We start from the raw sequence: 21,841 nt of genomic DNA, 5'->3' as shown, positions 1-21,841 counted from the left end.
TTGTTTCGGACTGTCCGGAAAGATCAGCCGATGATCGCGTTCAGCGTGGCACTGGGACGCATCACCTTGGCCTTCAGCTCGACACTCGGGCGATAGTAGCCGCCAATGTCGGCTGCCGGGCCCTGGGCAGCGGCCAGTTCGGACAGGATTTGCTCTTCCTTGGCGCCAAGCTCTTCGGCGATGGGAGCAAAATGCGCCGCCAGACCTGCGTCTTCGGTCTGTGCTGCCAGGGCTTCGGCCCAATAGCGGGCAAACCAGTAGTGGCTGTCGCGGTTGTCCGGCTGGCCAACCTTGCGCGAGGGCGAGCGGTTGTGGTCGAGAATGCCTTGGGTGGCGTCCTCTGCCGCGGCGCCCAGCACACCTGCTTTGGCGTTGCCTTTGTTGTCGGCCAGGAAGTTCAGGCTTTCCCCCAGGGCGCAGAATTCACCCATCGAATCCCAGCGCAGGTGGTTTTCCTCGACCAGCTGCTGCACGTGTTTCGGGGCGGAACCGCCGGCGCCGGTCTCAAACAGCCCGCCGCCTTGCATCAGCTTGACGATTGACAGCATCTTGGCCGAGGTGCCCAGCTCCAGGATCGGGAACAGGTCGGTCAGATAGTCGCGCAGCACATTGCCGGTGATGGCGATGCTGTCCTTGCCTGCGGTAATGGTCTCCAAGCTCTGGCGGGTCGCTTCGCGCGGGGCCAGGGTCTGGAACTTGTCAGCAACGCCAGCGGCTTCCAGCGCCGGGGTCACATATTTGATCAGCTCGGCGTCATGGGCGCGGTTTGCGTCCAGCCAGAAGATCGATTCCGAGCCGGTCAGCCGCTGGCGGTCCATTGCCAGCTGGATCCAGTTCTCGATCGGCGCCTTCTTCACAGTGCAGGCACGCCAGATGTCACCCGCCTCGACGTCATGCGAATGCAGCGTGCCGCCATTTGCCAGAACCACCCGGATGGTACCGTCTGCGGGCGCTTCAAATGTGGTGGGGTGGGAGCCGTATTCTTCGGCCTTCTGCGCCATCAGGCCGACGTTGGCGACCGCACCGGCGGTGGTCACGTCCAGCGCGCCATTGGCTTTGAAGAAATTGATGGTCTCGTCATAGATCGTGGCATAGCAGCGGTCGGGGATCACGCAGTTGGTGTCGCCCTTGTTGCCGTTCTGATCCCAGCCCTTGCCGCCAGCTCGGATTACTGCGGGCATCGAGGCGTCGATGATCACATCGGACGGCACATGCAGGTTGGTGATGCCCTTGTCGCTGTCGACCATATACATGTCGGGGCGCTCGGCGCGGACCGCGTCGATGGCGGCCATGATCTCTGCGTTGTCCTTGACCCGCGCCAGCAGGTCGCCCAGACCCGAGTTCGGGTTCACACCCAGCGCGTCCAGTTCAGTTCCGAATTTGCCGAACACCGGCGCCAGCCAGGCCTTGACGGCGTGGCCGAAGATGATCGGATCGGAGACCTTCATCATGGTGGCCTTCATGTGCAGCGAGAACATGGTGCCGTCACTTTTGGTGTCTGCGATCGCCTCGGTCAGAAAGGCGGCCAGGGCTTTGGCGGACATGAAGGTCGCATCGGCCACGGTGCCGTCTTCCAGCGGCCAGGCGTCTTTCAGTACGGTGACGGAGCCATCTTTGGCGACGAATTCGATTTTTGCGTCCCCGGCCTGCGCGGCGGTGATGGTGGCGGATTTCTCGTTTGCATAGAAATCATTGCCCGGCATCGACGACACTTTGGTCTTGCTGTCTGCGGACCATGCGCCCATCGAATGCGGGTTCTTTTGGGCAAAGTTCTTCACCGCCTTGGCGGCGCGGCGGTCGGAATTGCCTTCGCGCAGGACCGGGTTTACAGCCGAGCCCTTGATCGCATCAAAGCGCGCGCGGATGTCTTTTTCGGCGTCTGTGGCGGGTTCTGCCGGGTAGTCCGGAATGGCATAGCCCTGGCCCTGCAGTTCCGTGACAGCGGCAACCAGCTGCGGCACCGAGGCAGAGACATTGGGCAGTTTGATGACATTGGCGTCCGGGGTTTTCACCAGCTGGCCCAGTTCGGCCAGATCATCGCTTTGGCGCTGTTCTGCGGTCAGCCCTTCCGGGAAGGCTGCAATGATGCGCCCCGCAAGCGAAATATCCTTGGTTCCGACCGAGACACCAGCGGCTGCGGCAAACTTGCGGATGATCGGCAGGAAGGATGCCGAGGCCAGTTCGGGCGCTTCGTCTACAATGGTATACAATATGTCCGGGGTTTGATTTTCTGCCATGTTTCACAACCTTTCAGCGATCTCGGAGGCTTTTGTGACGTCAGCGCAGACAGGCCGCGCCAGGTTCGGGTATTCCGGTGCTGCCGCGGCGGTGCCCTGAAAATGGGCGGAACCCGGCCTGGCAGCCAATGGTATGGCCCCCATGTAGAACACGATTGCTGCGGGTGCAATGGTTTGGCGCATCTGAACCCCGCGCGGATTGCCGCGGCAGGCCCTGAGGCGGGCGGGAGAGGGGCGCTGCCCCTCTTGGGCCTGCGGCCCAATTCACCCCGGAGTATTTGGGGGAAAGATGAAAATTGCGAGAGAAGGGGGTTATTCGCGCAGCTCTTCCGGAGCAACGCCCCAGAGTTTTTTCTTCGGTGCCCAGCCGCTGTAGCCGCCGGCCGAGATTTCACACCAGCTGGTTTCGCAGTCGCCGAGGCGGGCAACCACGCCCAGTTCAAATGCGGCGGTTACCGGCGCGCGGGAGTCCGGGCGCGCATGCACGGTTAGCATGTCTTCTTCTATCAGCACCGTGCGCACGCCGGACAGCAGCGCGTAATGCACCCAGCCGCCGGCCCCCTCGCGGTCTTGAACCCGGCGCCAGTGGCCGTATTCCGCGGTGATCTCCAGCGGCATGCCGCGGCGTTTGAACACCCAGTCGATCTTATGGGTCAGTGACGGGCCGCGGCGCACATTGCCCTTGGCGGCCTTCATCGAGACATAGCGGGGCAGCGGCAGGTTGGTGACAGGGCCGCGGGATTCGGCAGCGCACACAGCCCCTGCCAGCGCCAAGGATACCGCTGCCGCTGCCAGATGGCGCATTGCCATTGCCGCATTTTTCACTGCCTGCTCGCCTCTTTTTGCCCAGCCGGATCAGGCCCAGCCTCTCGTTCCGGTCTTCTGCCCGCCATTTTGAACTGGCCGGGAAATTTCCGGCCTGCGGCAAGGGAGTTGCGCTTGGGTTCTTGTGCCCGCCCGCGTCCTGCGCCACGATGCCATGGAGGCGTGCGGAATGAAAAGCCCAAGGGAGAGCGCAAGTGCCAAGAGACCGACTGAGTGTTGTTGTTACGCGACGGTTGCCGGAGCCTGTGGAAACCCGGCTGAGCGAGTTGTTTAATGTGCGCCTGCGCGAGGATGACGCGCCGATGTCCCGGGCCGAGCTTGCCGCGGCGGTGAAGGATGCCGATGTGCTGGTGCCCACGGTCACCGATACCATTGATGCAGGGATCCTGGGTCAGGCGGGCGAGCGGCTGCGGCTGATTGCGAATTACGGCGCGGGCGTCGATCATATTGATGTGTCCACCGCCCGCCAGCGCGGCATTCTGGTATCCAACACCCCCGGGGTGCTGACCGATGATACGGCTGACATGGCAATGGCGCTGATCATGGCAGTGGTGCGCCGCATGCCCGAGGGGCTTGCCGTGATGCAGAAGGGCGACTGGAAAGGCTGGGCGCCCACAGCGCTGTTGGGCGGGCGGATTGCCGGGCGCCGTCTTGGCATCCTTGGCATGGGACGGATCGGCCAGGCCGTGGCCAAGCGCGCGGCGGCCTTTGGCATGCAGATCCATTACCATAACCGCCGCCGGTTGCGTCCCGAAATCGAAGAGGCATTGGAGGCCACCTATTGGGAAAGCCTCGATCAGATGGCGGCGCGGATGGATGTGCTGTCGATCAACTGCCCGTCTACCCCTTCGACCTTTCACTTGATGAATGCGCGGCGGCTGAAACTGATGAAACCCTCGGCGGTGATCGTGAACACCTCGCGCGGCGAGGTAATCGACGAACACGCCCTGACCCGCATGCTGCGCTCGAAAGAGATCGCCGGTGCCGGTCTTGATGTCTATGAGCACGGCACCGACATCAACCCGCGCCTGCGCGAGCTGCCCAATGTGGTGCTGCTGCCGCATATGGGCTCGGCCACAATCGAGGGCCGGATCGAGATGGGCGAGAAGGTGCTGTTGAATATCAAGACCTTCGAGGATGGTCACCGGCCGCCGGATCAGGTGGTGCCGTCGATGCTGTAACTGCCCGCACGCCGGGCCGGAATTTAAGAAAGGACTTTTCCATGAGACACTTGATTCTGGCCTGTATTGTCTGCGCGGGCAGTGCCGCTGCCCAAGAGGCTGCCGACGCCGTCGCGCCCGAAGGGGCAACTGCCGGCAGGTTTGAGGCGCTCTCGGCGGATGTGGCTGCTGCGCTGGAGGCCAAGTCCGCGGGCCTGCCTGTAGACGCCGAAAACTGGATGGTCGCCGCCGCCAATCCGCATGCGGTGGAGGCCGGCGCTGCCGTGCTGCGCGCAGGCGGCACCGCGGCTGATGCGATGGTGGCGGTGCAGACCGTGCTGGGGCTGGTGGAGCCGCAATCTTCGGGCCTGGGCGGCGGCGCGTTCCTGGTCTGGTATGATGCTGCCACGGGCGAGCTGACCACACTGGACGGGCGCGAGACGGCGCCGCTGGCTGCCACACCAATCTTGTTTCAGGATGAAAACGGCGAGCCGTTGAAATTCTTTGATGCGGTTGTCGGCGGTCTGTCTGTTGGCACGCCGGGCACACCTGCGCTGCTGGAAGCCGCGCACCGGCGCTGGGGGCGCGCCAACTGGCCGTCGCTGTTTGAACCGGCGATCCAGCTGGCGGAGGATGGCTTTGCCGTCTCGCCGCGTCTGGCTGCGCTGGTGGCGGGCGATGCAGAGCGGCTGGCGCGTTTTCCGGCTACGGCGGAGTATTTTCTGCCGGGCGGCGAACCCATCGCAGAAGGCGCTATGCTGCTAAACCCTGACTATGCCGCCACTTTGCGGGCGCTGGCGCAGGGCGGGGCAGGGGCGTTTTACACCGGTCCCATCGCGGCAGAGATCGTCCGCACCGTCAACACGGCCGAGGGCAACCCGGGCGTTTTGTCCGCCACCGATCTGGCGCTTTATCAGGTCAGGGAACGTCCGGCAGTCTGCGCCGTCTACCGCGATTTCGAGGCCTGCGGCATGGGGCCGCCTTCGTCCGGTGCGCTGACGGTGGGGCAGATCCTGGGAATGCTTGGACAGTATGATCTGGCGGAACTGGGCGCGGACAGTGCCGAGGCCTGGCGGCTGATCGGCGATGCTTCGCGGCTCGCCTTCGCCGACCGGGGCCGTTACATGGCGGACAGTGATTTTGTGCCGGTGCCGACGCAAGGGCTGGTGGCAGCGGATTACCTCGCCAGCCGGTCTAGGCTGCTGCAAAGTGGTGATGCGCTGCCCGAGGCGGCGCCGGGCACGCCCGAGTTCGATCACGCGCTGCTGCTGGCAGATGACGAGTCGATCGAGCTGCCCTCGACCTCGCATATCTCGATTGTGGACCAGTACGGTAACGTGCTGTCGATGACCACGACGATAGAAAACGCCTTTGGCTCGCGTCTGATGGCGGGCGGTTTCCTGTTGAATAATGAGCTGACGGATTTCTCCTTCCGCACCCATGCGGACGGTGTGCCCATTGCCAACCGGCTGGAACCGGGCAAGCGTCCGCGCTCCTCGATGGCGCCGACGATCATGCTGCGGGACGGCAAGCCGGTGCTGGCCATCGGCTCTCCCGGCGGCAGCCGGATCATCGGCTATGTGGCGAAATCCATCGTGGCATGGGCGGATTGGGGGATGAACATCCAAGAGGCACTGGCTCTGCCGCATCTGGTTAACCGGTTCGGCACCTATGATCTGGAGGCAGGCACCAGCGCCGAGGGGTTGGAACAGGCGCTGACAGACATGGGGTATGAGGTCAATATCCGTGATCTGACCTCCGGCCTGCACGCAATTGAAATCGACGAGGGGCTGAGGGGAGCTGCGGACCCGAGACGGGAAGGGATTGCGCTGGGCGGTTAGCCGGTTACTGCCCGGCCGCCATGCCGGGCGGCATCAGCGCTACGGGGTTCTGGGTATTGCTGAACTGCAAGTTCGGAGCGTAGGTTAACAGGTGAAGTTCCGGGCTCTGTGCCCTGACCCCGAGGAGACCCATTATGGTGCAAGCCATCTCATTGCCCCGCAACGAGGCCGGGATCGCCGCCGCTGTCGAGACGCTGAGCCAGCGGTTCGGCGATCAGCTGCAAACCGGCCAGGCCATCCGCGATCAGCACGGCCACACCACCACATGGATCACCAATCAGCCTCCGGATGCGGTGGTCTTCCCCACTTCTACGGAAGAAGTTTCCGGGATTATCACGGTCTGCGCCGAATACGGCGTGCCGGTTATTCCCTTCGGCACCGGCACCTCTCTGGAAGGCCATGTGAACGCCCCCGCCGGCGGTATCTGCATCGACATGATGCGGATGGACAGGATTATCGCCGTCCATGCCGAAGACCTCGACGTGGTGGTGCAGCCCGGCGTCACCCGTGAGCAGCTCAACACCTATCTGCGCGATCAGGGTCTGTTTTTCCCGATCGATCCCGGCGCCAATGCATCCTTGGGCGGCATGGCGGCGACGCGGGCCTCGGGCACCAACGCGGTGCGCTACGGAACCATGAAGGACAACGTGCTGGCGCTTGAGGCGGTGATGGCCGACGGCGGCGTGATCCGCACGGCGCAGCGGGCCAGGAAATCCTCGGCAGGTTATGACATGACGCGCCTGCTGGTCGGCTCCGAGGGCACCTTGGGCCTGATCACCGAGCTGACGCTGAAACTGCAGGGCATCCCCGAGGCGATCCGCTCCGCCCGCTGTTCCTTCCGCACCGTGGATGACGCCTGCCGCGCGGTGATGATGACCATCCAATACGGCATCCCCGTTGCCCGGATCGAACTGCTGGATGCGCTCAGCGTGCGGGCGGCCAATGCCTATTCCGGCCTCGACCTGCCAGAGACTCCGCTGCTGCTGCTGGAATTCCACGGTTCGGACGCGGGCGTGGTGGAACAGTCGGACATGTTTGCCTCCATCGCCGAGGAATTCAGCGGTTTTGACTTTGCCGCGACCTCAACATCCGAGGAACGCAACAAACTTTGGCAGGCGCGCCATGACATGTATTGGGCCAGCCTGCAGCTGCGCCCCGGTGCCAAGGGGATCTCGACCGATGTCTGCGTGCCGATCTCGCGCCTTGCGGAATGCGTCGGCGCCGCGCGGGACAAAGCCGAGAGCATGGGACTGATGGCTCCGATTGTCGGCCATGTGGGCGACGGCAATTTTCACGCGCTGCTGCTGATTGATATGGACAGCGGCATCGAACGGCAGAAGGCGGATGATTTTGTCGGCTGGCTGAACGATCTGGCGATCTCGATGGACGGCACCTGCACCGGCGAGCACGGCATCGGACAGGGCAAACGTCCCTATCTGCAAAAGGAGCTGGGCGAGACGACCCGCTATATGGCAGCCATCAAGGCCGCACTGGATCCGGAGAACATCATGAATCCGGGCAAGATCCTGGAGATGTGAGCCGCAGGAGCCGCCTGCGAACCATGCTGGATCAACGGCGGACTTTGAGTATTTAGAAAAAGCTGAAGCACTGCCCTGTCGCTTCATCTTTTCTCAAATACTCACTGCGCAACGGCGGCAACAGGATGCAGCGCCAAGATGTTGCACCCCCGGCGCACGCCTGCCTCAGCGTATCTTAAAGCCGCTCTGTCATGATCCCCCTTGATCGCGGTCACCACCGGGCCTGACACCCCCGGCATTTTGGAACAGGGTCCTTTGGCAAGGGCACGCAGAGACAAAGTTCAGCGTGCGGGAGGAGCCTCCCGTCCCGCCTCCGCCTCCTTGGCGGCGGCGCCATTCCTAACTGCTGACGATCAAAGCATCAGACAGCACCCAAGGATCAGCACCGGCAGAATGCGGCAGCAACCGGCAGGGCAGGGTCCTGGCCGGACAGCGGCGATTGCACTGCACTCTTCCCTGAATTGCCGGAAAGCTGCCGCAATTCTGCGCCGGGTCCTGAATTGGGATGAAGCCGGAGCGTTTCGCAAAACCGGAGAACGGCATGGGACTGAAAAAGGCAATGGGCATTCTGGTGTTCAGCACCCAGGCGGTGATCGGCTATGATTACTACATCCAGACCCGTGCCGCGGGGCTGAATTGGGGGGATCTCAGCGCCACCGACTACAGCACCATTCTGCAGGACCGCTTTACCCGCGCCCGTGCCGCCAAGGAAGCAACCAGCCTTGCCGGGCTTGCTGCCGGGGACGGCCAGTCGATTTGGAGCGAGGCGGCCGGCTATGGCAAGAGCCTGCTCTCGGGCGGTCAGCAGGTTGCAGATGCACAGAACAACGAGGACGCGCCGCAGCCCGTCTGCATCCGCCGCGGCAATGTTGCGGACTGCTGACAGCCCCAAACCAGCCTGATCAAGGAACCACAGGGGGCGCCGGCCCGCTTTCTGCTGCGTAGAAAAACGCCATTTCCGGCAGGGTTTCCATCAAAATCCTGTATGCTGTGGCGCGCAAGGTCGGTTTTGGCTGTTTTTGCGTCGGCCTGATTTTGCGCCGATTGCGCGGCTTGGGCATAACCGCAGGCAAGAATCTCACAAAGCTGGAGAGCCGGAGAATGAAAACCCAAGTCAAAGCGCTTGTTGTTGGCGGCGGCGCCGTTGGCACCTCGATTGCCTATCACCTGGCCAAGGCCGGCTGGGAAGACGTCATGCTGATCGAGCGTGACGAGCTGACCTCCGGCTCGACCTGGCACGCAGCCGGCCTTCTGCCGCTGTTCAACATGTCTTATGCGACCACCCACATCCACAAGTACTCGGTCGATTTCTACAAGACCCTGGAAGAGGAAACCGGCCTGAACGCAGGTTTTGCCGTGGTCGGCAACCTGCGCATGGCGCAGACCCAGGAGCGCATGGACGAATACATGCTCTATGCCTCCATCGCGGAAACCTGCGACGTGCCTTATGAATGGCTGACCCCGGATGAGATCAAGGCGCGCTGGCCGCTGATCGAGACCTCTGATCTGAAGGGTGCGATCTACCACACCGAGGACGGCTATATTAACCCCGCAGACGTGACCCAGGCGATGGCCAAGGGCGCCCGTCAGCGCGGTGTTGAGATCGTTCGCAAGCTGCAGGCTGATGAATTCCATTGGACCGGCACCCACTGGGAAGTCACCTGCACCAAAATGGTGGAGAAGGGCGGCAACCTGGTCGAGAGCGACGAGAAGGTTGTGATCACCGCCGAGCATGTCGTGACCGCATCCGGCAACCACGCGCAGCGCACCGCCAAGATGCTGGGCATCAAGATGCCGGCAATCCCGGTCGAGCACACCTTCATCGTCATGGACAAGGACCCCGAGCTGGTCAAATGGCGCGAAGCAGGCAACCCCGAGCACCCCGTGGTGCGCGACGCCGACAATGAATCCTATGCCCGCGAAGAACGCGGCGGCTGGATCCTGGGGATTTATGAGCGCGGGGCACCTGCGCGTTTTGAGCACGGTGTGCCGGACAGCTTCCGCGCCGACCTGTTCCCGCTGGAATTGGACCGGATTGCCGATCAGTACATGGCGATGGCCGAACGGGTTCCGTCCTGCGCTGAATCCGGCCTGAAAGACGATTTCAACGGCCCGATCTGCTACACTCCCGACGGCAACCCGCTGGTCGGCCCGGCACCGGGCCTGCGCAACATGTGGCTGGCGGAAGGCTTCTCCTTCGGCATCACCGCCGCAGGCGGCACCGGCTATTATCTGGCGCAGATGATGGTCGACGGCGAAGCCGAGATCGACATGGCGTCGCTCGACCCGAAACGCTACTCCTCCAACTGGATGACCACCGAGTTCGCGGCCCGCAAGAATGAAGAGTGCTATGAGCACGTCTACATCCTGCACCACCCGGACGAAGAGCGCCCGGCAGCCCGCCCGCTGCGCACCGCGCCCGCGTTCGACCGCCAGAAAGCCCGCGGCGCGCAATTCGGCTGGGTCAACGGCTGGGAACGTCCGAACTACTTCGGTCCCGTGGACGCCGCCGACAACTTTGACGAGGAAGCCCGCTCCTTCCGCCGCGGCGGCTGGTGGCAGCACGCTGTGGACGAAGCCAAGGCGATCCGCGAAGGTGTTGGCCTGGTCGATGCAACTGCCTTTACCAAGCACATCGTCAAAGGCCCTGGTGCGACTCAGTTCCTTGACTGGTTCACCTGCAACAAACTGCCCAAGGTCGGCCGCATCAACCTGACCTATGCGCTGACCGTAGCCGGCACCACCCGGACTGAGTACACCATCGTCCGCCTGAAGGATGACGAGTATTACCTGGTGTCCGCAGGTGCCTGGACCGAATACGACGCCGACTTCCTGAAGAAGGCGATCGCGGATAAGGAAGCTGAATTCGGCCGTATCGAGCTGCAGGACGTGACCACCCAGTGGGGCGTGTTTGCGATTGCCGGTCCGAAATCGCGCGACGTGCTGAAAGAGATCATCGTCGATGCCGATCCGGAAACCGCGCTGTCCAACAAGCGTTTCCCCTGGCTGTCGGCCCGCCAGATCGAACTGGGCATGTGCCCGGTGAACGCGATCCGCGTGGCCTATACCGGTGAACTCGGCTGGGAACTGCACCACCCGATGGAGATGCAGAACTACCTGTTCGATCTGCTGGAAAAAGCCGGTGAGAAGCACGGCATGAAACTGGTGGGTGCGCGTGCGCAGAACTGGCTGCGCCAGGAGAAATCCTATCGCGCCTTTGGCAACGAACTGGGCCGCGACGCAACCCCGGCCGAAGCGGATCTGCCGCGCTTTATCGACCTGGAAAAAGATTTCCACGGCAAGGAAAAGCTGATCGAGACCGGCGTGCGGGTGAAATGCTGCACCCTGCTGATCGACGGACCCGAAGACGCTGATCCCTGGGGCCGTGAGGCGCTGTACGCCGAGGATGGCACCCGTGTGGGCCGCCTGACCTCGGGCGGCTATTCGGTGGCCTTCGAGAAATCCATCGGCATGGGCTATGTAAAGCCCGAGATGGCGGTGGAAGGCACCAAGCTGAAGGTCAAGATCCAGGACAAGCTGTGGGACGCGGTTGTGACCTGCGACAGCCCCTATGACCCGAAGAACGAGACCATCCGCCAGAACGGCTAAGGCCAGAGCAGTGAGACAAGGAAGCCCCGGCGATTGCGCCGGGGCTTTTTTTCTGGGGGTGGCGGCCAGCCAAGCGCGGCCTGTCTGCCCCTGCGGTCGTTAGGACACCAGCTTTTCCGCTTCGGCGACCGCGGCCTGGAAGCCGGCCTCCGGATCCGCCGTCAGCAGCGTGGGCTGGAAACGGATTTCTTCGATGTTCTCCACACCGGCCTGGTTCAGCCAGAACTTCAGGTAGGCAGACTGGTGGTCCACGCCGAAGGCGGGCGAAGGCATGTTCGGGCCGTAGGCTCCGCTGGTCAGGGCCAGCACGGCCTTTTTGCCTTCCAGCAGGCCGAAGTAGCCTTTTTCCGGGTCAAGACCCCACAGCAGGCCGGGCTGGTGCACCAGGTCGATGTACTGCTTGAACTTGTAGGGGATGCTGCCGTTCCACATCGGAGAGGCGATCAGGTAGATGTCGGCGCTGATGAAGCGATGAGCCATGGTGGTAATCTCGTCCCAGGCAGTCCGCTGGGATGCATCCTGGTCCTGGCCGGTGATGATGTTCATCTTGGCGGCAACCTTGTTGCCATCAAAGTCCGGCAGGGTTTCGGCGGACAGATCCAGAACGTCCACCTCGAGCTGGGCGTCCTGCGCCTGCAGCTTAGCAAGATAGGCGTTGGCCACCGCGGTGGACTTTGAATCATCGCCGCGGGGCGATGCCTTGATAAACAGCAGTTTGGTCATCTCATGTCTCCTGTCTGAGGGAATGATTGTCTTGGACGGGTGCAATATGAGGGCGGAACCAACCCGCAAAAATGGATTGAATCGCAAAGCACTTGTGCGCAAATTGCACAAATGATTCAGGGCGCCAGCATCTCTCTGTTTGTCTGCGTGGTCGAGGAGGGCAGCTTCTCGGCAGCAGCTCGCGTTCTGGGTGTGGCGCCGTCGTCGGTGGCGCGCCAGATCCAGCAGCTTGAGAGTGCCTTGGGGGCGCGGCTTTTTCAGCGCACAACCCGGAAGCAGAGCTTGTCTGAGGCTGGCGAACTGTATTACCACCATGCGAAACGCGCTGCCGAGGAGCTGGACGCTGCCCGCAGCGGGATCGCGCGTATGACCGGCGCACCGGCCGGGATGCTGACGGTAACGGTTGAGCCGGATCTGGCGGTGGCCCTGATTTCACCGCTGCTGCCCGAGTTTCTGCGCGGGCATCCGGAGGTGAAGGTGAAGCTGCTGTTTTCCTCTCCCATTGCGGATTTGGTGGAAGGCCGGATCGACCTTGCAATCCGCATGGGGCAGCTGAAGGATTCCAGCCTGGTCGCCCGTAAGTTGTTCGATAGCCACTCGCAGCTCTATGCCAGCCCGGCTTATCTCAAGGCGCAGGGCACGCCGGCGCACCCTTCAGATCTGGCAGGGCATCAGTGCCTGTCGTTCCGCACATCCGCCGGCCCCTCGTTCTGGCGGTTTGATACGCCGGACGGCCCATGCGATGTTCCGGTCAGCGGTCCGGTTCAAGCCAACGGGCTGGCGTTTCTGAAGGCGCTGGCGGTGTCCGGATGCGGGGTCGTGATGATGCCCGAGTGGGCAGTCCGGGAGCAATTGGATAATGGCAGTCTTGTTCCTTTGCTCGCAGAATTTGTTTCTCTTCCCGCAGGCACGCCGGTCAGCGCGGTCTATGCGGAGCGGCGCCAGCTGGAGCCGAAAACACGTGCTTTTGTGGATTTCCTGACGGCCTGCCTGCCAAAATCCTGAACCGGCGCCCAATCCGGATCCGGCTATGGAACCTTTGCTGGACGCCTTTCCGATTGGCCGCAGATATTGCTCTCCCGCCCGTCACCGTTCGGATATGAAATCCGAAGGTTCCCGTTGGGCCAGGCAGGCCGCGCCTGCGGCGCGGCCTGCCTGGCCCCCGTGGTGGCGCGCCGGGCGCGGCGCAGGGCCGCCGCGGTCAGCCGCCGGCGGTCTCGGCCAGCTCCATATGGCCCCAGCCGCGCGACAAAACCCGGCGCAGGATCGGCTCGAAGAACTCCAGCGGCTTGGTGGGATACTCGGGGTCAAAGGCGCATTGGTCGTATTTTTCGCAGAAATACCGGCAGTCCTCCCAATGGGGGCTGCCGCGGTATTTGTCGCGGGCGTTGCGGTCACCGCCGAAATGATGGTTGTAATAGAAACCCTGGAACACGCAGTGATGTTTCAGAATCCAATAGGTTTTCTCGCTGACATAGGGTTTCATCATCGCCGCTGACAGCTCGCCATGGTTGTAGGGCGACAGGATGTCGCCGGTGTCATGCACCAGTGCCGCCACGATGATCTCGTCATTGGCGCCGTCTTCATGCGCGCGGGTCGCGGCCTGCAGCGAGTGCTGGTACCGGTTCACCGGGTAGGGGGTCCAATCCTCGTCCAAAGAGCGGATCGCGTCCAGAATCCGGTCGGGCAGGGCGGCGTTGTATTCCTCCTCATATTTCTCCACCGCGGCCCAGTCTTCGGGCGTGGCGTCTTGGAAACTGGTCCAGGTGGGCTTGTGGCTTTTGTCCAGCATGTCGCGGGTCCTTTGGTTGATAGGGTTTCAGCCTAGCGAAACGTGACTAAGCAGAAAAACGAATTGATTTGCTCGATCCGAGCAGAAATAGTGGTCAATATGCAGATCAACGCTTTTGAGACCTTTCTGGCTATCGAGGCCGCCGGCAGTTTTCACGCCGCGGCGCGGCGGCTGCACATCACCCAGACCGCGGTCAGCGCCCGCATCAAGGCGCTGGAGGAGGCGCTGGGCGCCAGCCTGTTTGAACGCGGGCCGGGCGGCACCCGGCTGTCTGCGGCGGGCCGGCAGTTTCTGCCCTATGCCGAGCAGATGATGCGGACCTGGGAGTTTGTGTCCGGCGATTTGCGGGAAAGCCTGGCGGGAAGGGTTTCACTTCGGTTGGGGGCGCAGCTGTCAGTTTGGGATCCTCTGCTGGTCGATGTGGCCGTCTGGCTGGAACAGGCGCAGGGCACCGTGCCGTTCACGCTGAACTATGATCACGGTCTCAACATGGGCGAAGCGGTGGCGCGCAGGCTGCTGGATCTGGCAATTGTGAACGAGGTTCCCGCAGGCACAAGGCTGGGGGTAGAGGAACTGCCGCCGGAGGAGCTGGTTCTGGTGTCGGACCAGCAGTTGCGGCTGGGTCGGGACGCATTGCCCCTGTTCATCAACCTGGAGTTCGGCAGCGAATATGCGGCGCAGGTGCAGCAGGTGCTGCCGCAGCGCAGCCGCCAGCATATCGTTTTGGGTAACGCGCCGATGGGTTTGCGCTATCTGATGAAACGGGGCGGCATGGGGTATTTTCCTGCCTATATGGCGGCGGGGGCGCTGGCGGCGGGACAAATCCACAGGGTCGAGGACGCGCCGACAATCCAACTGAGCTGCAAGGTGCTGTACCTGCCGGACAACCCGGCGCTGGAGCAGATCCGCCAGGTCTTGCAAGGGTTGCGGGAGGTGCGCACATAAAATCCCGGTGCGGAATTTCCGCCGGAAAACAGGTGGTCTCCGGGCTGAATTCCGCGTCGGAGGTCAGCGGGTCAGCTGATCGAAACAGTCCATCGCCTTGGCCGCATACATCATTGCCGGCCCGCCGCCCATCTGGATCGACATCGCCAGCACGTCGCCCACTTCCGCCCGGCTTGCCCCCGACTTGACCAGCGCCTCCACATGCAGACCGATGCAATCCTCGCAGCGCAGGGCCACCGCGATGCCAAGGGCCACAAATTCCTTTTGCTTGAACTCCAGCACACCGCCCTGTTTCACAGCTTTGCCAAGTGCGCCGAAGGCCTGCGCGGCTTCGGGGATGGCGCCGTTCAGATTGCGCAGACCCTTGCGGGTCTCATTCAGTTTGCCGTGCCAGTCCATCTGCCTGTCCCTCAGAAATATATTCCAGTTTCAGAAGGTTTATGGGCCGCAGGGGCGGGCAGCATTGATCCAGATCAGAGGCGTGGTTTTTCCGCAATCAGCGCCAGATTGATGGCGGGCATCTCGACCGCCTGCAGCAGCTCCAGCCCGTTGCCGTGCAGCCAGTCGATGGTGTCGAAATCGTCCTTGTAGCCTATCTGCGGGTCGTGGGCGGTGAGGCTGGCATGGAACGCTTTGTCGCCCTCGCTGGTCAGCTCGCCGCCACGCAGGAAGGGGCCATAGATCACAAAGCGCCCGCCGGGGGCGAGGGCGGCGGCGGCCTCGGCGATGAGGGTTTCTGCTTCATCTTCGCTGATCAGATGCAGGAGGTTGACCAGCACGATCAAATTCTGCCCCGGGTGATCTGCACCCCAGCCGGGGGCGGTAGCATCCAGCGGCACCGGCGGGGCGATGTTCGCCAGGCTCGCCCCTTCGGCATAGGCTTGGATACTGGCAAGCCGGACCGCCTCCGCTTCGCTGGGCTGCCACATCAGACCGGGCAGGCGCGCGGCATAGGCCGCGATATGCTGGCCGGTGCCGCTGGCCAGTTCCAGCGCGCGTCCTTGCGGCGGGGCAACCTCTGCCAGCAGATCGCACAGCACATCGCTGTTGCGGGCGGCGGCGGGGGCGAACAGCTTGCCATCCTCAGGTGCCGCGACCGAAGCTGATCCGGGGACAGAGCGCACCGGCATCAGCGCAGCCTTGCAGGCGACAAGGCCGCGACGGCGGACGCATCCAGTGCCGGCGTGCGGCCTGCCGTCAGATCGGCAATCAGCTGCGAGGCGGCGGGTGCGGTCATGATGCCATAGCCGCCCTGGGCCGCGCACCAGATGAAATCCGGCTGCTCCGGGTCCGGGCCCAGAACCAGGGTGCCGTCGGCCACAAAACTGCGCAGCCCGGCAAAGTTGCTTTCGACCCGCGTCACCGGCTCGGTCACCATCTCCTCGTAGCGCGCCAGTCCCTCGGCCAGCACCATGTCGTCGGCATAGGCGTCATGCGGGTCCACCGGATCGGTATCGGCGGGGGAGACCAACAGCTTGCCCGCGTCGGGTTTGGCGTACCAGGTTTCACCGACGCCGATCATCATTGGCCAGCCGCTGACGTCATGCCCGCCCGGCGCAGGCAACCGCGCCATCGAACGGCGCTTGGGCTGAAGGCCGATGGTTTCCACGCCTGCCAGTGCCGCAACCTGATCCGCCCAGGCGCCCGCCGCATTGACCAGCTTGCGGGCCTGATAGGATTGGCCGCCTGCAGTGACCTCCCATCCAAAAGCCGTGCGTGTGATGGCACTCACCGGCGCCTTGGTCACGATCTGACCGCCGCCGGCGCGCAAGGATTTGGCGAAATCCTGCAGCATCCGGTCGGTGTCGATATCCTCGGCCGCGCCGCTGACGGCGGCAAAGCCGACGGTATCAGGGTTCAGGATAGGGATCATGGCGCGGGCCTCGTCCAGCTCCAGCGTGGCCATCTGCAGCTCATCGACGTCGCGGGCAAAGCCTTCGGCATCCTCCTTGGCCCCCACCAGCATCAGACCGCGCGGCGACAGATAGCCGCCGCCGCGCAAATGGGCTGCGCTGGCGCGGTTCAGGTCGATGGTGGGGCCGTGGCCGTAGTTTTCCTCGAACAAAGCGGCGGAGCGGCCCGAGGAATGGTAGCCAAGCGCGTCCTCCATCTCCAGCAGGGTAACGCTGCCGAGGTCTGCAAGCCGGGCGGCGGCGCTGGTGCCGGCCATGCCGCCGCCGATGACGATGAAATCCTGCATGGGTCTAATCCTGTTCTTCCAGCCGGTCGGTCGCGGGTGCGGGTCGGGGGCTGAGTGCTTCAATTGCTTGGTAAAGGTCCGGCTCCATACCAAAATCCAGCGCTGCCAGCGAGGGTTGCAGCTGCTGGACAGTGCGGGCAGAGATGATCGGCACAGGGCGGCTGGGATGCGCTGCGGCCCAGGCAACTGCCAGAGTGGCCGGATCGGTTCCATGATCCGCTGCCAGAGCGGTCAGGGCTTGGGCGGCTTCATGCATGAAGGCCTGCCCGTAGCGGGTGCGGTAGCCTTTGTCCTCGGTGATGCGGCCGCTGCCGCCGGCGGCATATTTGCCGGTCAGCAGCCCGCCGCCCAGCGGCGAATAGGGGACGGCGGTTATGCCCTGATCAGCGCACATCGGCAGGATTTCCACCTCGGCCTGGCGTTTCACCAGCGAATACATCGGCTGCAGGATGTCCACGGCGGTGCCCGAGGCGAGGCCTGCCATCTGCGCCTTCATCACCTGCCATGCAGCAAAGTTCGACAGCGCCGCATAGCGGATCAGCCCTTTGCTTTTCAGTGCCGCAAAGCAGTCCATGGTTTCGCGCAGGTCGGTATGCGGATCAAACCGATGCAAATAAAGCACATCGACCATGTCGAGCCCCAGCCGGCGGCGGCTTTCGTCAAACTGAGTGCGGATATTCGCGGCGCCGGCACCGCCGGTATAGCCCGCCTTGGTGGCGATCAGCAGCTGCTCGCGCTCCTCCCGGATCAGGCGGCCCAGGATCTCCTCCGAACGGCCACCCGTATAAATCCAGGCGGTGTCAAAGTGGCTGATGCCGGCGGTGCGGCAGGCGGCATACATCCCGGCCGATTGCGCCTCATCGGCGCGGCCGCCGAACTGCATGCAGCCAAAGGCAAAGCGGCTGGCGGGGGTGCCATCGGGGGTGGTCAGATTCTGCGTCATGCGCGGAGCTTGGCATAGGGGGCGCGGCAGGGAAAGACGGATTGCAGCCTTCGTGCAGCCCAGGTCTGGATGCCATAATGCGGCCCGGTTTTCTTGTCAGGATAGAGGCCGCAAAGCTACGGAGAGCAAACGTGAAACAGTTTCTGATGATCGGGGCGGCGGCGCTTCTGGCAGCCTGTGCGGGACCGGAGAAGCCCGATTACTGGTCGGCAACGCGGGCAGGTTCCAGCGCGCAGGCAGGAGGGCAGACCGGGGTGCCGGCCGGGGCAAGCGGCACAGATTACCGGGCAGCAGCCGAGGCTGAGCTGGCCCCCCATGCAGCGATGCGCCCGGGCCTGCACAAGACCCGTACCGGCGCCCCATGGCTGGTGGCCCATTCGGCGGGTTTCCAGGCAGGCGGCGCACGGCTGGCCGCGCGCGAAGCCGCCGGGGCTGCAATTGCCTACAAGGCGTCTGAACGCAAGTCGCCCTATGCGGCAAAGACCAACCTGGGGGATGCGCAGACCCGGTTCCGGATCGTTACAGTGGACGGCAGCAGCTTTGCAGTGCTGTTCGCCATCAGCATGCCCAGGGCCGGGCTGCAGGCTGGCGGCAGTGCCGCGCTGCAGGAGCTGACAGCCTATGTCGCGCAGATTTCAGGCTGCGCAGTGACCGGCGCACCGCTGGCTGAACGGGATAGCGGGCAGGTGCGGCGGCTGGCAGCGCCGGTGCGCTGTTCCTGACCGGGGCCGGGGACACCGAATGAAAAAGGCCCGCCAACCGGCGGGCCTTTCCATTTCTGAGTGACGCGCGCTTACTGCGGGATGTCGCCTTCCAGGCCTTCGACATAGAAGTTCATGCCAGCCAGGGTGCCGTCGTCTGCGGTCTCGCCCTCAGCCAGCCAGTCAGAGCCGTCCTGCTTTTTGACCGGACCGGTGAACGGATGGTAAGAGCCGTCGGCGATCGACGCCTTTATCGCAAGGGCTGCCTCTTTCACATCCGCCGGAACCGCATCGGAAATCTCGCCGATGCCAACCATGCCGGCGCCGATGCCGTCCCAGGTGTCAACCGACACCCAGTTGCCGTCAATCACTGCCTTGGTGCGGGCGATGTAATAGGGCGCCCAGTCGTCGATGATCGAAGACACCCGCGGCTTGGGACCGTATTCCGCCATGTCAGAGGCCTGACCAAAGGTGATCACGTTGCCTGCGGCCTGTGCGGCGGCCTGCGGCGCGGTGGAGTCTGTGTGCTGCAGGATCACGTCGGCACCTTGTTCGATCAGCACCTTGGCGGCATCTGCCTCTTTCGCAGGATCGAACCAGGTGAAGGCCCAAACGATCTTGAACTGGACGTCGGGGTTCACCTTCTTGGCGTGGAGATAGGCGGAGTTGATGCCGCGCACCACTTCCGGGATCGGATAGGAGCCGATGTAGCCGACCACGTTGCTTTCGGTCATGTGGCCCGCGATGGTGCCCTGTACTGCGCGGCCCTCGTAAAAGCGGGCGGAATAGGTCGAGACGTTGTCGGCGCGTTTATAGCCGGTGGCGTGCTCGAACTTCACATCCGGGAATTTCTTGGCGACGTTGATGGTCGGGTCCATGTAGCCGAAGGAGGTGGTGAAAATCAGGTCGGCGCCTTCCAGCGCCATCTGGGTCATTACCCGCTCGGCGTCCGGGCCTTCGGCGACGTTTTCCACGTACACAGTTTCGACCTGATCGCCGAATTCGGCCTCAACCGCCTTGCGGCCCTGGTCGTGCTCATAGGTCCAGCCGCCGTCGCCGACGGGGCCGACATAGACAAAGCCCACTTTGGTGGTGTCCGCCATCGCCGCGCCTGCGGCCAGGCCAAGCGCCATCGCGGCGCTGGTCAGAAGTTTGGTCAGTTTCATCAATTTCTCCCCAGTTTGGATCTTTTTGGCCCCGGGCTGCCGGGGCAGTGAAAAGCCCCCCATGTTCAACGGGAGGCGTGGAAGTTGCGGCCAAGCGAGGCGGGTGCGCTGCTTTTGTCCGCCGAAAGGATAACAAGCACAAGGATCGTAATCAGATAGGGCGACATTGCCAGATACTCGACCGGAATGGCAACGCCTGCCGCCTGCAGATTGAGCTGCACCACGGTGACCCCGCCAAAGAGATAAGCACCCAGCAGCGCGCGCCAGGGTTTCCAGCTGGCAAAAACCACCAGCGCCAGGGCAATCCAGCCGATGCCGGCGGTCATGCCCTCGGTCCATTGCGGAACACGGATCAGGCTGATGTAGGCGCCGCCAAGGCCTGCACAGGCGCCGCCGAACATAATTGCCATCAGGCGGATCTTCAGCACCTTGTACCCCAACGCATGGGCGGCGTCGTGGTTCTCGCCCACTGCGCGCAGCACCAGTCCGATGCGGGAATATTTCAGCACCCACCAGACGGCTGCGGTCAGCACGATACCGAAATAAAGGATGATGTCATGGCCGAACAGGATCGGGCCGACCACGGGCAGATCGCTGAGCACCGGGATATGGATATCGCCCATTTGCGGCGGTTTCACACCGACATAAGATTGCCCCAACAGCGCCGAAAGCCCCAGCCCGAACAGGGTCAAAGACAGGCCCGAGGCCACCTGATTTGCCTGGGCAAACTGGGTGAGAATAGCAAACAGGACCGACAGGGCGGCGCCCGCAATGGCGGCGGCCACGAAGCCGAGGAGCGGCGAGCCGCTCTCTACCGCCACGGCAAAGCCTGCGATGGCGCCGGTGATCATCATCCCCTCGACGCCAAGGTTCAGCACGCCGGATTTCTCGACCACCAGCTCGCCTATGGCGGCCAGCAGCAGCGGGGTGGCGGCCACCATCAGCGAAGCGATGAGCAGGACCGGGTTGATTGCAGAAAGATCCATCACGCCACCTCCGGCTTGCCGATTGCGATGCGGAAATTGGTCAACAGGTCAAAGGCCAAGAGGAAGAACAGAAGCATCCCCTGGAACACCTGAATGGCCGCGGCGGGCAGCTGCAGGTTCGACTGCGCAATGTCGCCGCCGATATATGTCAGCGCCATCAGCCCGCCTGCCAGCAAGATGCCGACAGGATGCAGACGGCCCAGGAAGGCGACGATAATGGCGGTAAAGCCATAGCCCACGTTAAAGTCGATGCTGACCTGGCCGGACGGGCCGGAGACCTCGAACATGCCGGCCAGCCCGGCCAAAGCGCCAGAGGTGCCAAGGCAGAACAGCACCAGCCGGGTGGGGTTCACGCCGGCAAACTTGGCCGCGCGCGGCGCCTCGCCGGTCAGGCGGATGTGGTAGCCGGTCATGTGGCGGTTCAGCAGCACATAGGCAAAGATCACCGCAATCAGCGCCGCCACCACGCCCCAGTGCATGCCGCTGCCCGCGATCAGCTCAGCGTTATGGGCGGCGTCCCAGGACTGCAGGTTGCGCGATCCGGGAAAGCCAAATCCCTCCGGGTTCTTCAGCAGCCCCAATGAGACCGAGGCGAGGAACTGCTCGGCCACATAGACCAGCATCAGCGACACCAGGATCTCATTGGTGCCAAAGCGGGTTTTCAGCACCGCCGGGATCATCGCCCAGAGCCAGCCGCCAAAGGCGCCTGCGAGGACCATGAAGGGGAAAATGAGGAAGGATTCGGAAGGATAGAAGGCCAGGCCGGCCCCGGCGCCAAAGATGGCGCCCATGATGTACTGGCCCTCGGCACCGATGTTCCAGATCCCAGCGCGGAAACCCAGCGACAGGCCGATGGCGATCAGCACCAGCGGTGCGCCTTTCACCAAGAGCTGCGGGCGGTAGTAAAAGGAGAACTCGCCAAACAGCGGTTCCCAGAAAATGGTGCGGATCGCCTCCACCGGCGGTTTGCCAAGGGCTGCAAACAACAGCCCGCCAAACAGCATCGTCGCCAGCACCGCCACCAGCGGCGTCGCCATCGACCAGGCGCGCGACGGCTGCGGCCGTTTCTCAAGCCGGATCATGTAGCGGCTCCCTGTTTCATCTTTCCAAAAATACTCCCGCCCTTTGCCCGGCAGACCGCTTTGCCGCCGAGAGGGGAGGTGAAATAACTGCGG

Annotated in this window: 19 protein-coding genes; 8 read left to right on the top strand and 11 right to left on the bottom strand. The window is 63.3% G+C overall.

The annotated features are described in order from the left end of the window. Positions 1 to 23: 23 nt before the first annotated feature. Both L1069_RS16330 and L1069_RS16325 read right to left on the bottom strand, forming a co-directional pair. The gene (locus tag L1069_RS16330) at positions 24 to 2,237 is read right to left on the bottom strand and encodes an NADP-dependent isocitrate dehydrogenase (RefSeq protein WP_237456379.1); all 2,214 of its coding nucleotides are present in this window, start codon (positions 2,235 to 2,237) and stop codon (positions 24 to 26) included. Positions 2,238 to 2,549: 312 nt separating this feature from the next. Continuing rightward, positions 2,550 to 3,047: an SH3 domain-containing protein gene (locus L1069_RS16325; RefSeq protein WP_129372846.1), complete on the bottom strand. Its 498-nt coding sequence runs from the start codon at positions 3,045 to 3,047 to the stop codon at positions 2,550 to 2,552. 209 nt (positions 3,048 to 3,256) lie between these two features. Between L1069_RS16325 and L1069_RS16320 the strand changes: the two genes are divergently transcribed. The 5 genes from L1069_RS16320 to L1069_RS16300 all read left to right on the top strand — a co-directional run bounded on the left by L1069_RS16320 (position 3,257) and on the right by L1069_RS16300 (position 11,210). Beyond that, positions 3,257 to 4,243: a D-glycerate dehydrogenase gene (locus tag L1069_RS16320; RefSeq protein WP_129370059.1), complete on the top strand. Its 987-nt coding sequence runs from the start codon at positions 3,257 to 3,259 to the stop codon at positions 4,241 to 4,243. A gap of 41 nt (positions 4,244 to 4,284) precedes the next feature. After that, positions 4,285 to 6,063 (top strand): gamma-glutamyltransferase, encoded by a 1,779-nt coding sequence (gene ggt, locus L1069_RS16315; protein WP_237456378.1) that lies wholly within the window; start codon positions 4,285 to 4,287, stop codon positions 6,061 to 6,063. A 134-nt stretch (positions 6,064 to 6,197) separates the two neighbouring features. Further along, entirely contained in the window at positions 6,198 to 7,601 is a 1,404-nt protein-coding gene (locus tag L1069_RS16310) for an FAD-linked oxidase C-terminal domain-containing protein (protein ID WP_237456377.1), read from the top strand. 541 nt (positions 7,602 to 8,142) lie between these two features. Further along, on the top strand, positions 8,143 to 8,484 hold the full coding sequence (locus L1069_RS16305) for a hypothetical protein (protein ID WP_129370061.1): 342 nt from the start codon (positions 8,143 to 8,145) through the stop codon (positions 8,482 to 8,484). A 218-nt stretch (positions 8,485 to 8,702) separates the two neighbouring features. Continuing rightward, positions 8,703 to 11,210, top strand: a complete 2,508-nt coding sequence (locus L1069_RS16300; RefSeq protein ID WP_129370062.1) for an FAD-dependent oxidoreductase — start codon at positions 8,703 to 8,705, stop codon at positions 11,208 to 11,210. A 99-nt stretch (positions 11,211 to 11,309) separates the two neighbouring features. Here the strand turns inward: L1069_RS16300 and L1069_RS16295 are convergent, their stop codons facing one another. Next, the gene (locus L1069_RS16295) at positions 11,310 to 11,933 is read right to left on the bottom strand and encodes an NAD(P)H-dependent oxidoreductase (RefSeq protein WP_237456376.1); all 624 of its coding nucleotides are present in this window, start codon (positions 11,931 to 11,933) and stop codon (positions 11,310 to 11,312) included. 111 nt (positions 11,934 to 12,044) lie between these two features. On the opposite strand from L1069_RS16295, the gene L1069_RS16290 reads away from it, so the two are divergent. Next, positions 12,045 to 12,938 (top strand): LysR family transcriptional regulator, encoded by an 894-nt coding sequence (locus L1069_RS16290; RefSeq protein ID WP_237456375.1) that lies wholly within the window; start codon positions 12,045 to 12,047, stop codon positions 12,936 to 12,938. Positions 12,939 to 13,134: 196 nt separating this feature from the next. Here the strand turns inward: L1069_RS16290 and L1069_RS16285 are convergent, their stop codons facing one another. Beyond that, positions 13,135 to 13,725, bottom strand: coding sequence for a phosphohydrolase (locus tag L1069_RS16285; RefSeq protein ID WP_237456374.1), 591 nt, complete (start codon positions 13,723 to 13,725; stop codon positions 13,135 to 13,137). Between the two features lie 99 nt (positions 13,726 to 13,824). Between L1069_RS16285 and L1069_RS16280 the strand changes: the two genes are divergently transcribed. After that, complete coding sequence (locus L1069_RS16280; protein ID WP_237456373.1) at positions 13,825 to 14,670, top strand: LysR family transcriptional regulator; 846 nt, start codon at positions 13,825 to 13,827, stop codon at positions 14,668 to 14,670. Between the two features lie 63 nt (positions 14,671 to 14,733). On the opposite strand, the gene L1069_RS16275 is transcribed toward L1069_RS16280, so the two are convergent. The 4 genes from L1069_RS16275 to L1069_RS16260 all read right to left on the bottom strand — a co-directional run bounded on the left by L1069_RS16275 (position 14,734) and on the right by L1069_RS16260 (position 17,813). Continuing rightward, positions 14,734 to 15,069 carry a carboxymuconolactone decarboxylase family protein gene (locus tag L1069_RS16275; RefSeq protein ID WP_129370066.1) on the bottom strand — a complete coding sequence of 112 codons (336 nt, stop codon included), beginning with the start codon at positions 15,067 to 15,069 and terminating at the stop codon, positions 14,734 to 14,736. 74 nt (positions 15,070 to 15,143) lie between these two features. Beyond that, on the bottom strand, positions 15,144 to 15,800 hold the full coding sequence (locus L1069_RS16270; RefSeq protein WP_237456372.1) for a DUF938 domain-containing protein: 657 nt from the start codon (positions 15,798 to 15,800) through the stop codon (positions 15,144 to 15,146). After that, positions 15,800 to 16,870 carry an FAD-binding oxidoreductase gene (locus L1069_RS16265; RefSeq protein WP_237456371.1) on the bottom strand — a complete coding sequence of 357 codons (1,071 nt, stop codon included), beginning with the start codon at positions 16,868 to 16,870 and terminating at the stop codon, positions 15,800 to 15,802. Before L1069_RS16265 ends, L1069_RS16270 begins: the two co-directional genes overlap by 1 nt. A 4-nt stretch (positions 16,871 to 16,874) precedes the next feature. Next, entirely contained in the window at positions 16,875 to 17,813 is a 939-nt protein-coding gene (locus L1069_RS16260; protein WP_237456370.1) for an aldo/keto reductase, read from the bottom strand. Positions 17,814 to 17,944: 131 nt separating this feature from the next. On the opposite strand from L1069_RS16260, the gene L1069_RS16255 reads away from it, so the two are divergent. Continuing rightward, positions 17,945 to 18,535 carry a hypothetical protein gene (locus tag L1069_RS16255; RefSeq protein ID WP_134830376.1) on the top strand — a complete coding sequence of 197 codons (591 nt, stop codon included), beginning with the start codon at positions 17,945 to 17,947 and terminating at the stop codon, positions 18,533 to 18,535. A gap of 71 nt (positions 18,536 to 18,606) precedes the next feature. Here the strand turns inward: L1069_RS16255 and L1069_RS16250 are convergent, their stop codons facing one another. From L1069_RS16250 to L1069_RS16240, 3 genes are all read right to left on the bottom strand, one after another. After that, positions 18,607 to 19,680, bottom strand: a complete 1,074-nt coding sequence (locus tag L1069_RS16250) for a BMP family ABC transporter substrate-binding protein (protein ID WP_237456369.1) — start codon at positions 19,678 to 19,680, stop codon at positions 18,607 to 18,609. A 65-nt stretch (positions 19,681 to 19,745) separates the two neighbouring features. Further along, the gene (locus L1069_RS16245) at positions 19,746 to 20,666 is read right to left on the bottom strand and encodes an ABC transporter permease (protein WP_237456368.1); all 921 of its coding nucleotides are present in this window, start codon (positions 20,664 to 20,666) and stop codon (positions 19,746 to 19,748) included. Then, positions 20,666 to 21,748 carry an ABC transporter permease gene (locus L1069_RS16240; protein WP_237456367.1) on the bottom strand — a complete coding sequence of 361 codons (1,083 nt, stop codon included), beginning with the start codon at positions 21,746 to 21,748 and terminating at the stop codon, positions 20,666 to 20,668. The genes L1069_RS16245 and L1069_RS16240 overlap by 1 nt, the downstream gene beginning before the upstream one ends. Positions 21,749 to 21,841 lie beyond the last annotated feature (93 nt).

Origin of the sequence: Leisingera sp. MMG026, assembly GCF_021654205.1 — a bacterium.
Taxonomy (GTDB): domain Bacteria; phylum Pseudomonadota; class Alphaproteobacteria; order Rhodobacterales; family Rhodobacteraceae; genus Leisingera.
This window is presented reverse-complemented; position numbering and strand designations above follow the sequence as displayed.

Excerpts from the sequence above, each read along its gene's own strand:
- L1069_RS16330 (WP_237456379.1), bottom strand. The coding sequence starts at position 2,237 with ATGGCAGAAAATCAAACCCCGGACATATTGTATACCATTGTAGACGAA.
- L1069_RS16325 (WP_129372846.1), bottom strand. The coding sequence starts at position 3,047 with ATGGCAATGCGCCATCTGGCAGCGGCAGCGGTATCCTTGGCGCTGGCA.
- ggt (WP_237456378.1), top strand. The coding sequence starts at position 4,285 with ATGAGACACTTGATTCTGGCCTGTATTGTCTGCGCGGGCAGTGCCGCT.
- L1069_RS16310 (WP_237456377.1), top strand. The coding sequence starts at position 6,198 with ATGGTGCAAGCCATCTCATTGCCCCGCAACGAGGCCGGGATCGCCGCC.
- L1069_RS16305 (WP_129370061.1), top strand. The coding sequence starts at position 8,143 with ATGGGACTGAAAAAGGCAATGGGCATTCTGGTGTTCAGCACCCAGGCG.
- L1069_RS16300 (WP_129370062.1), top strand. The coding sequence starts at position 8,703 with ATGAAAACCCAAGTCAAAGCGCTTGTTGTTGGCGGCGGCGCCGTTGGC.
- L1069_RS16295 (WP_237456376.1), bottom strand. The coding sequence starts at position 11,933 with ATGACCAAACTGCTGTTTATCAAGGCATCGCCCCGCGGCGATGATTCA.
- L1069_RS16290 (WP_237456375.1), top strand. The coding sequence starts at position 12,045 with ATGATTCAGGGCGCCAGCATCTCTCTGTTTGTCTGCGTGGTCGAGGAG.
- L1069_RS16285 (WP_237456374.1), bottom strand. The coding sequence starts at position 13,725 with ATGCTGGACAAAAGCCACAAGCCCACCTGGACCAGTTTCCAAGACGCC.
- L1069_RS16280 (WP_237456373.1), top strand. The coding sequence starts at position 13,825 with ATGCAGATCAACGCTTTTGAGACCTTTCTGGCTATCGAGGCCGCCGGC.
- L1069_RS16275 (WP_129370066.1), bottom strand. The coding sequence starts at position 15,069 with ATGGACTGGCACGGCAAACTGAATGAGACCCGCAAGGGTCTGCGCAAT.
- L1069_RS16270 (WP_237456372.1), bottom strand. The coding sequence starts at position 15,800 with ATGCCGGTGCGCTCTGTCCCCGGATCAGCTTCGGTCGCGGCACCTGAG.
- L1069_RS16265 (WP_237456371.1), bottom strand. The coding sequence starts at position 16,870 with ATGCAGGATTTCATCGTCATCGGCGGCGGCATGGCCGGCACCAGCGCC.
- L1069_RS16260 (WP_237456370.1), bottom strand. The coding sequence starts at position 17,813 with ATGACGCAGAATCTGACCACCCCCGATGGCACCCCCGCCAGCCGCTTT.
- L1069_RS16250 (WP_237456369.1), bottom strand. The coding sequence starts at position 19,680 with ATGAAACTGACCAAACTTCTGACCAGCGCCGCGATGGCGCTTGGCCTG.
- L1069_RS16245 (WP_237456368.1), bottom strand. The coding sequence starts at position 20,666 with ATGGATCTTTCTGCAATCAACCCGGTCCTGCTCATCGCTTCGCTGATG.
- L1069_RS16240 (WP_237456367.1), bottom strand. The coding sequence starts at position 21,748 with ATGATCCGGCTTGAGAAACGGCCGCAGCCGTCGCGCGCCTGGTCGATG.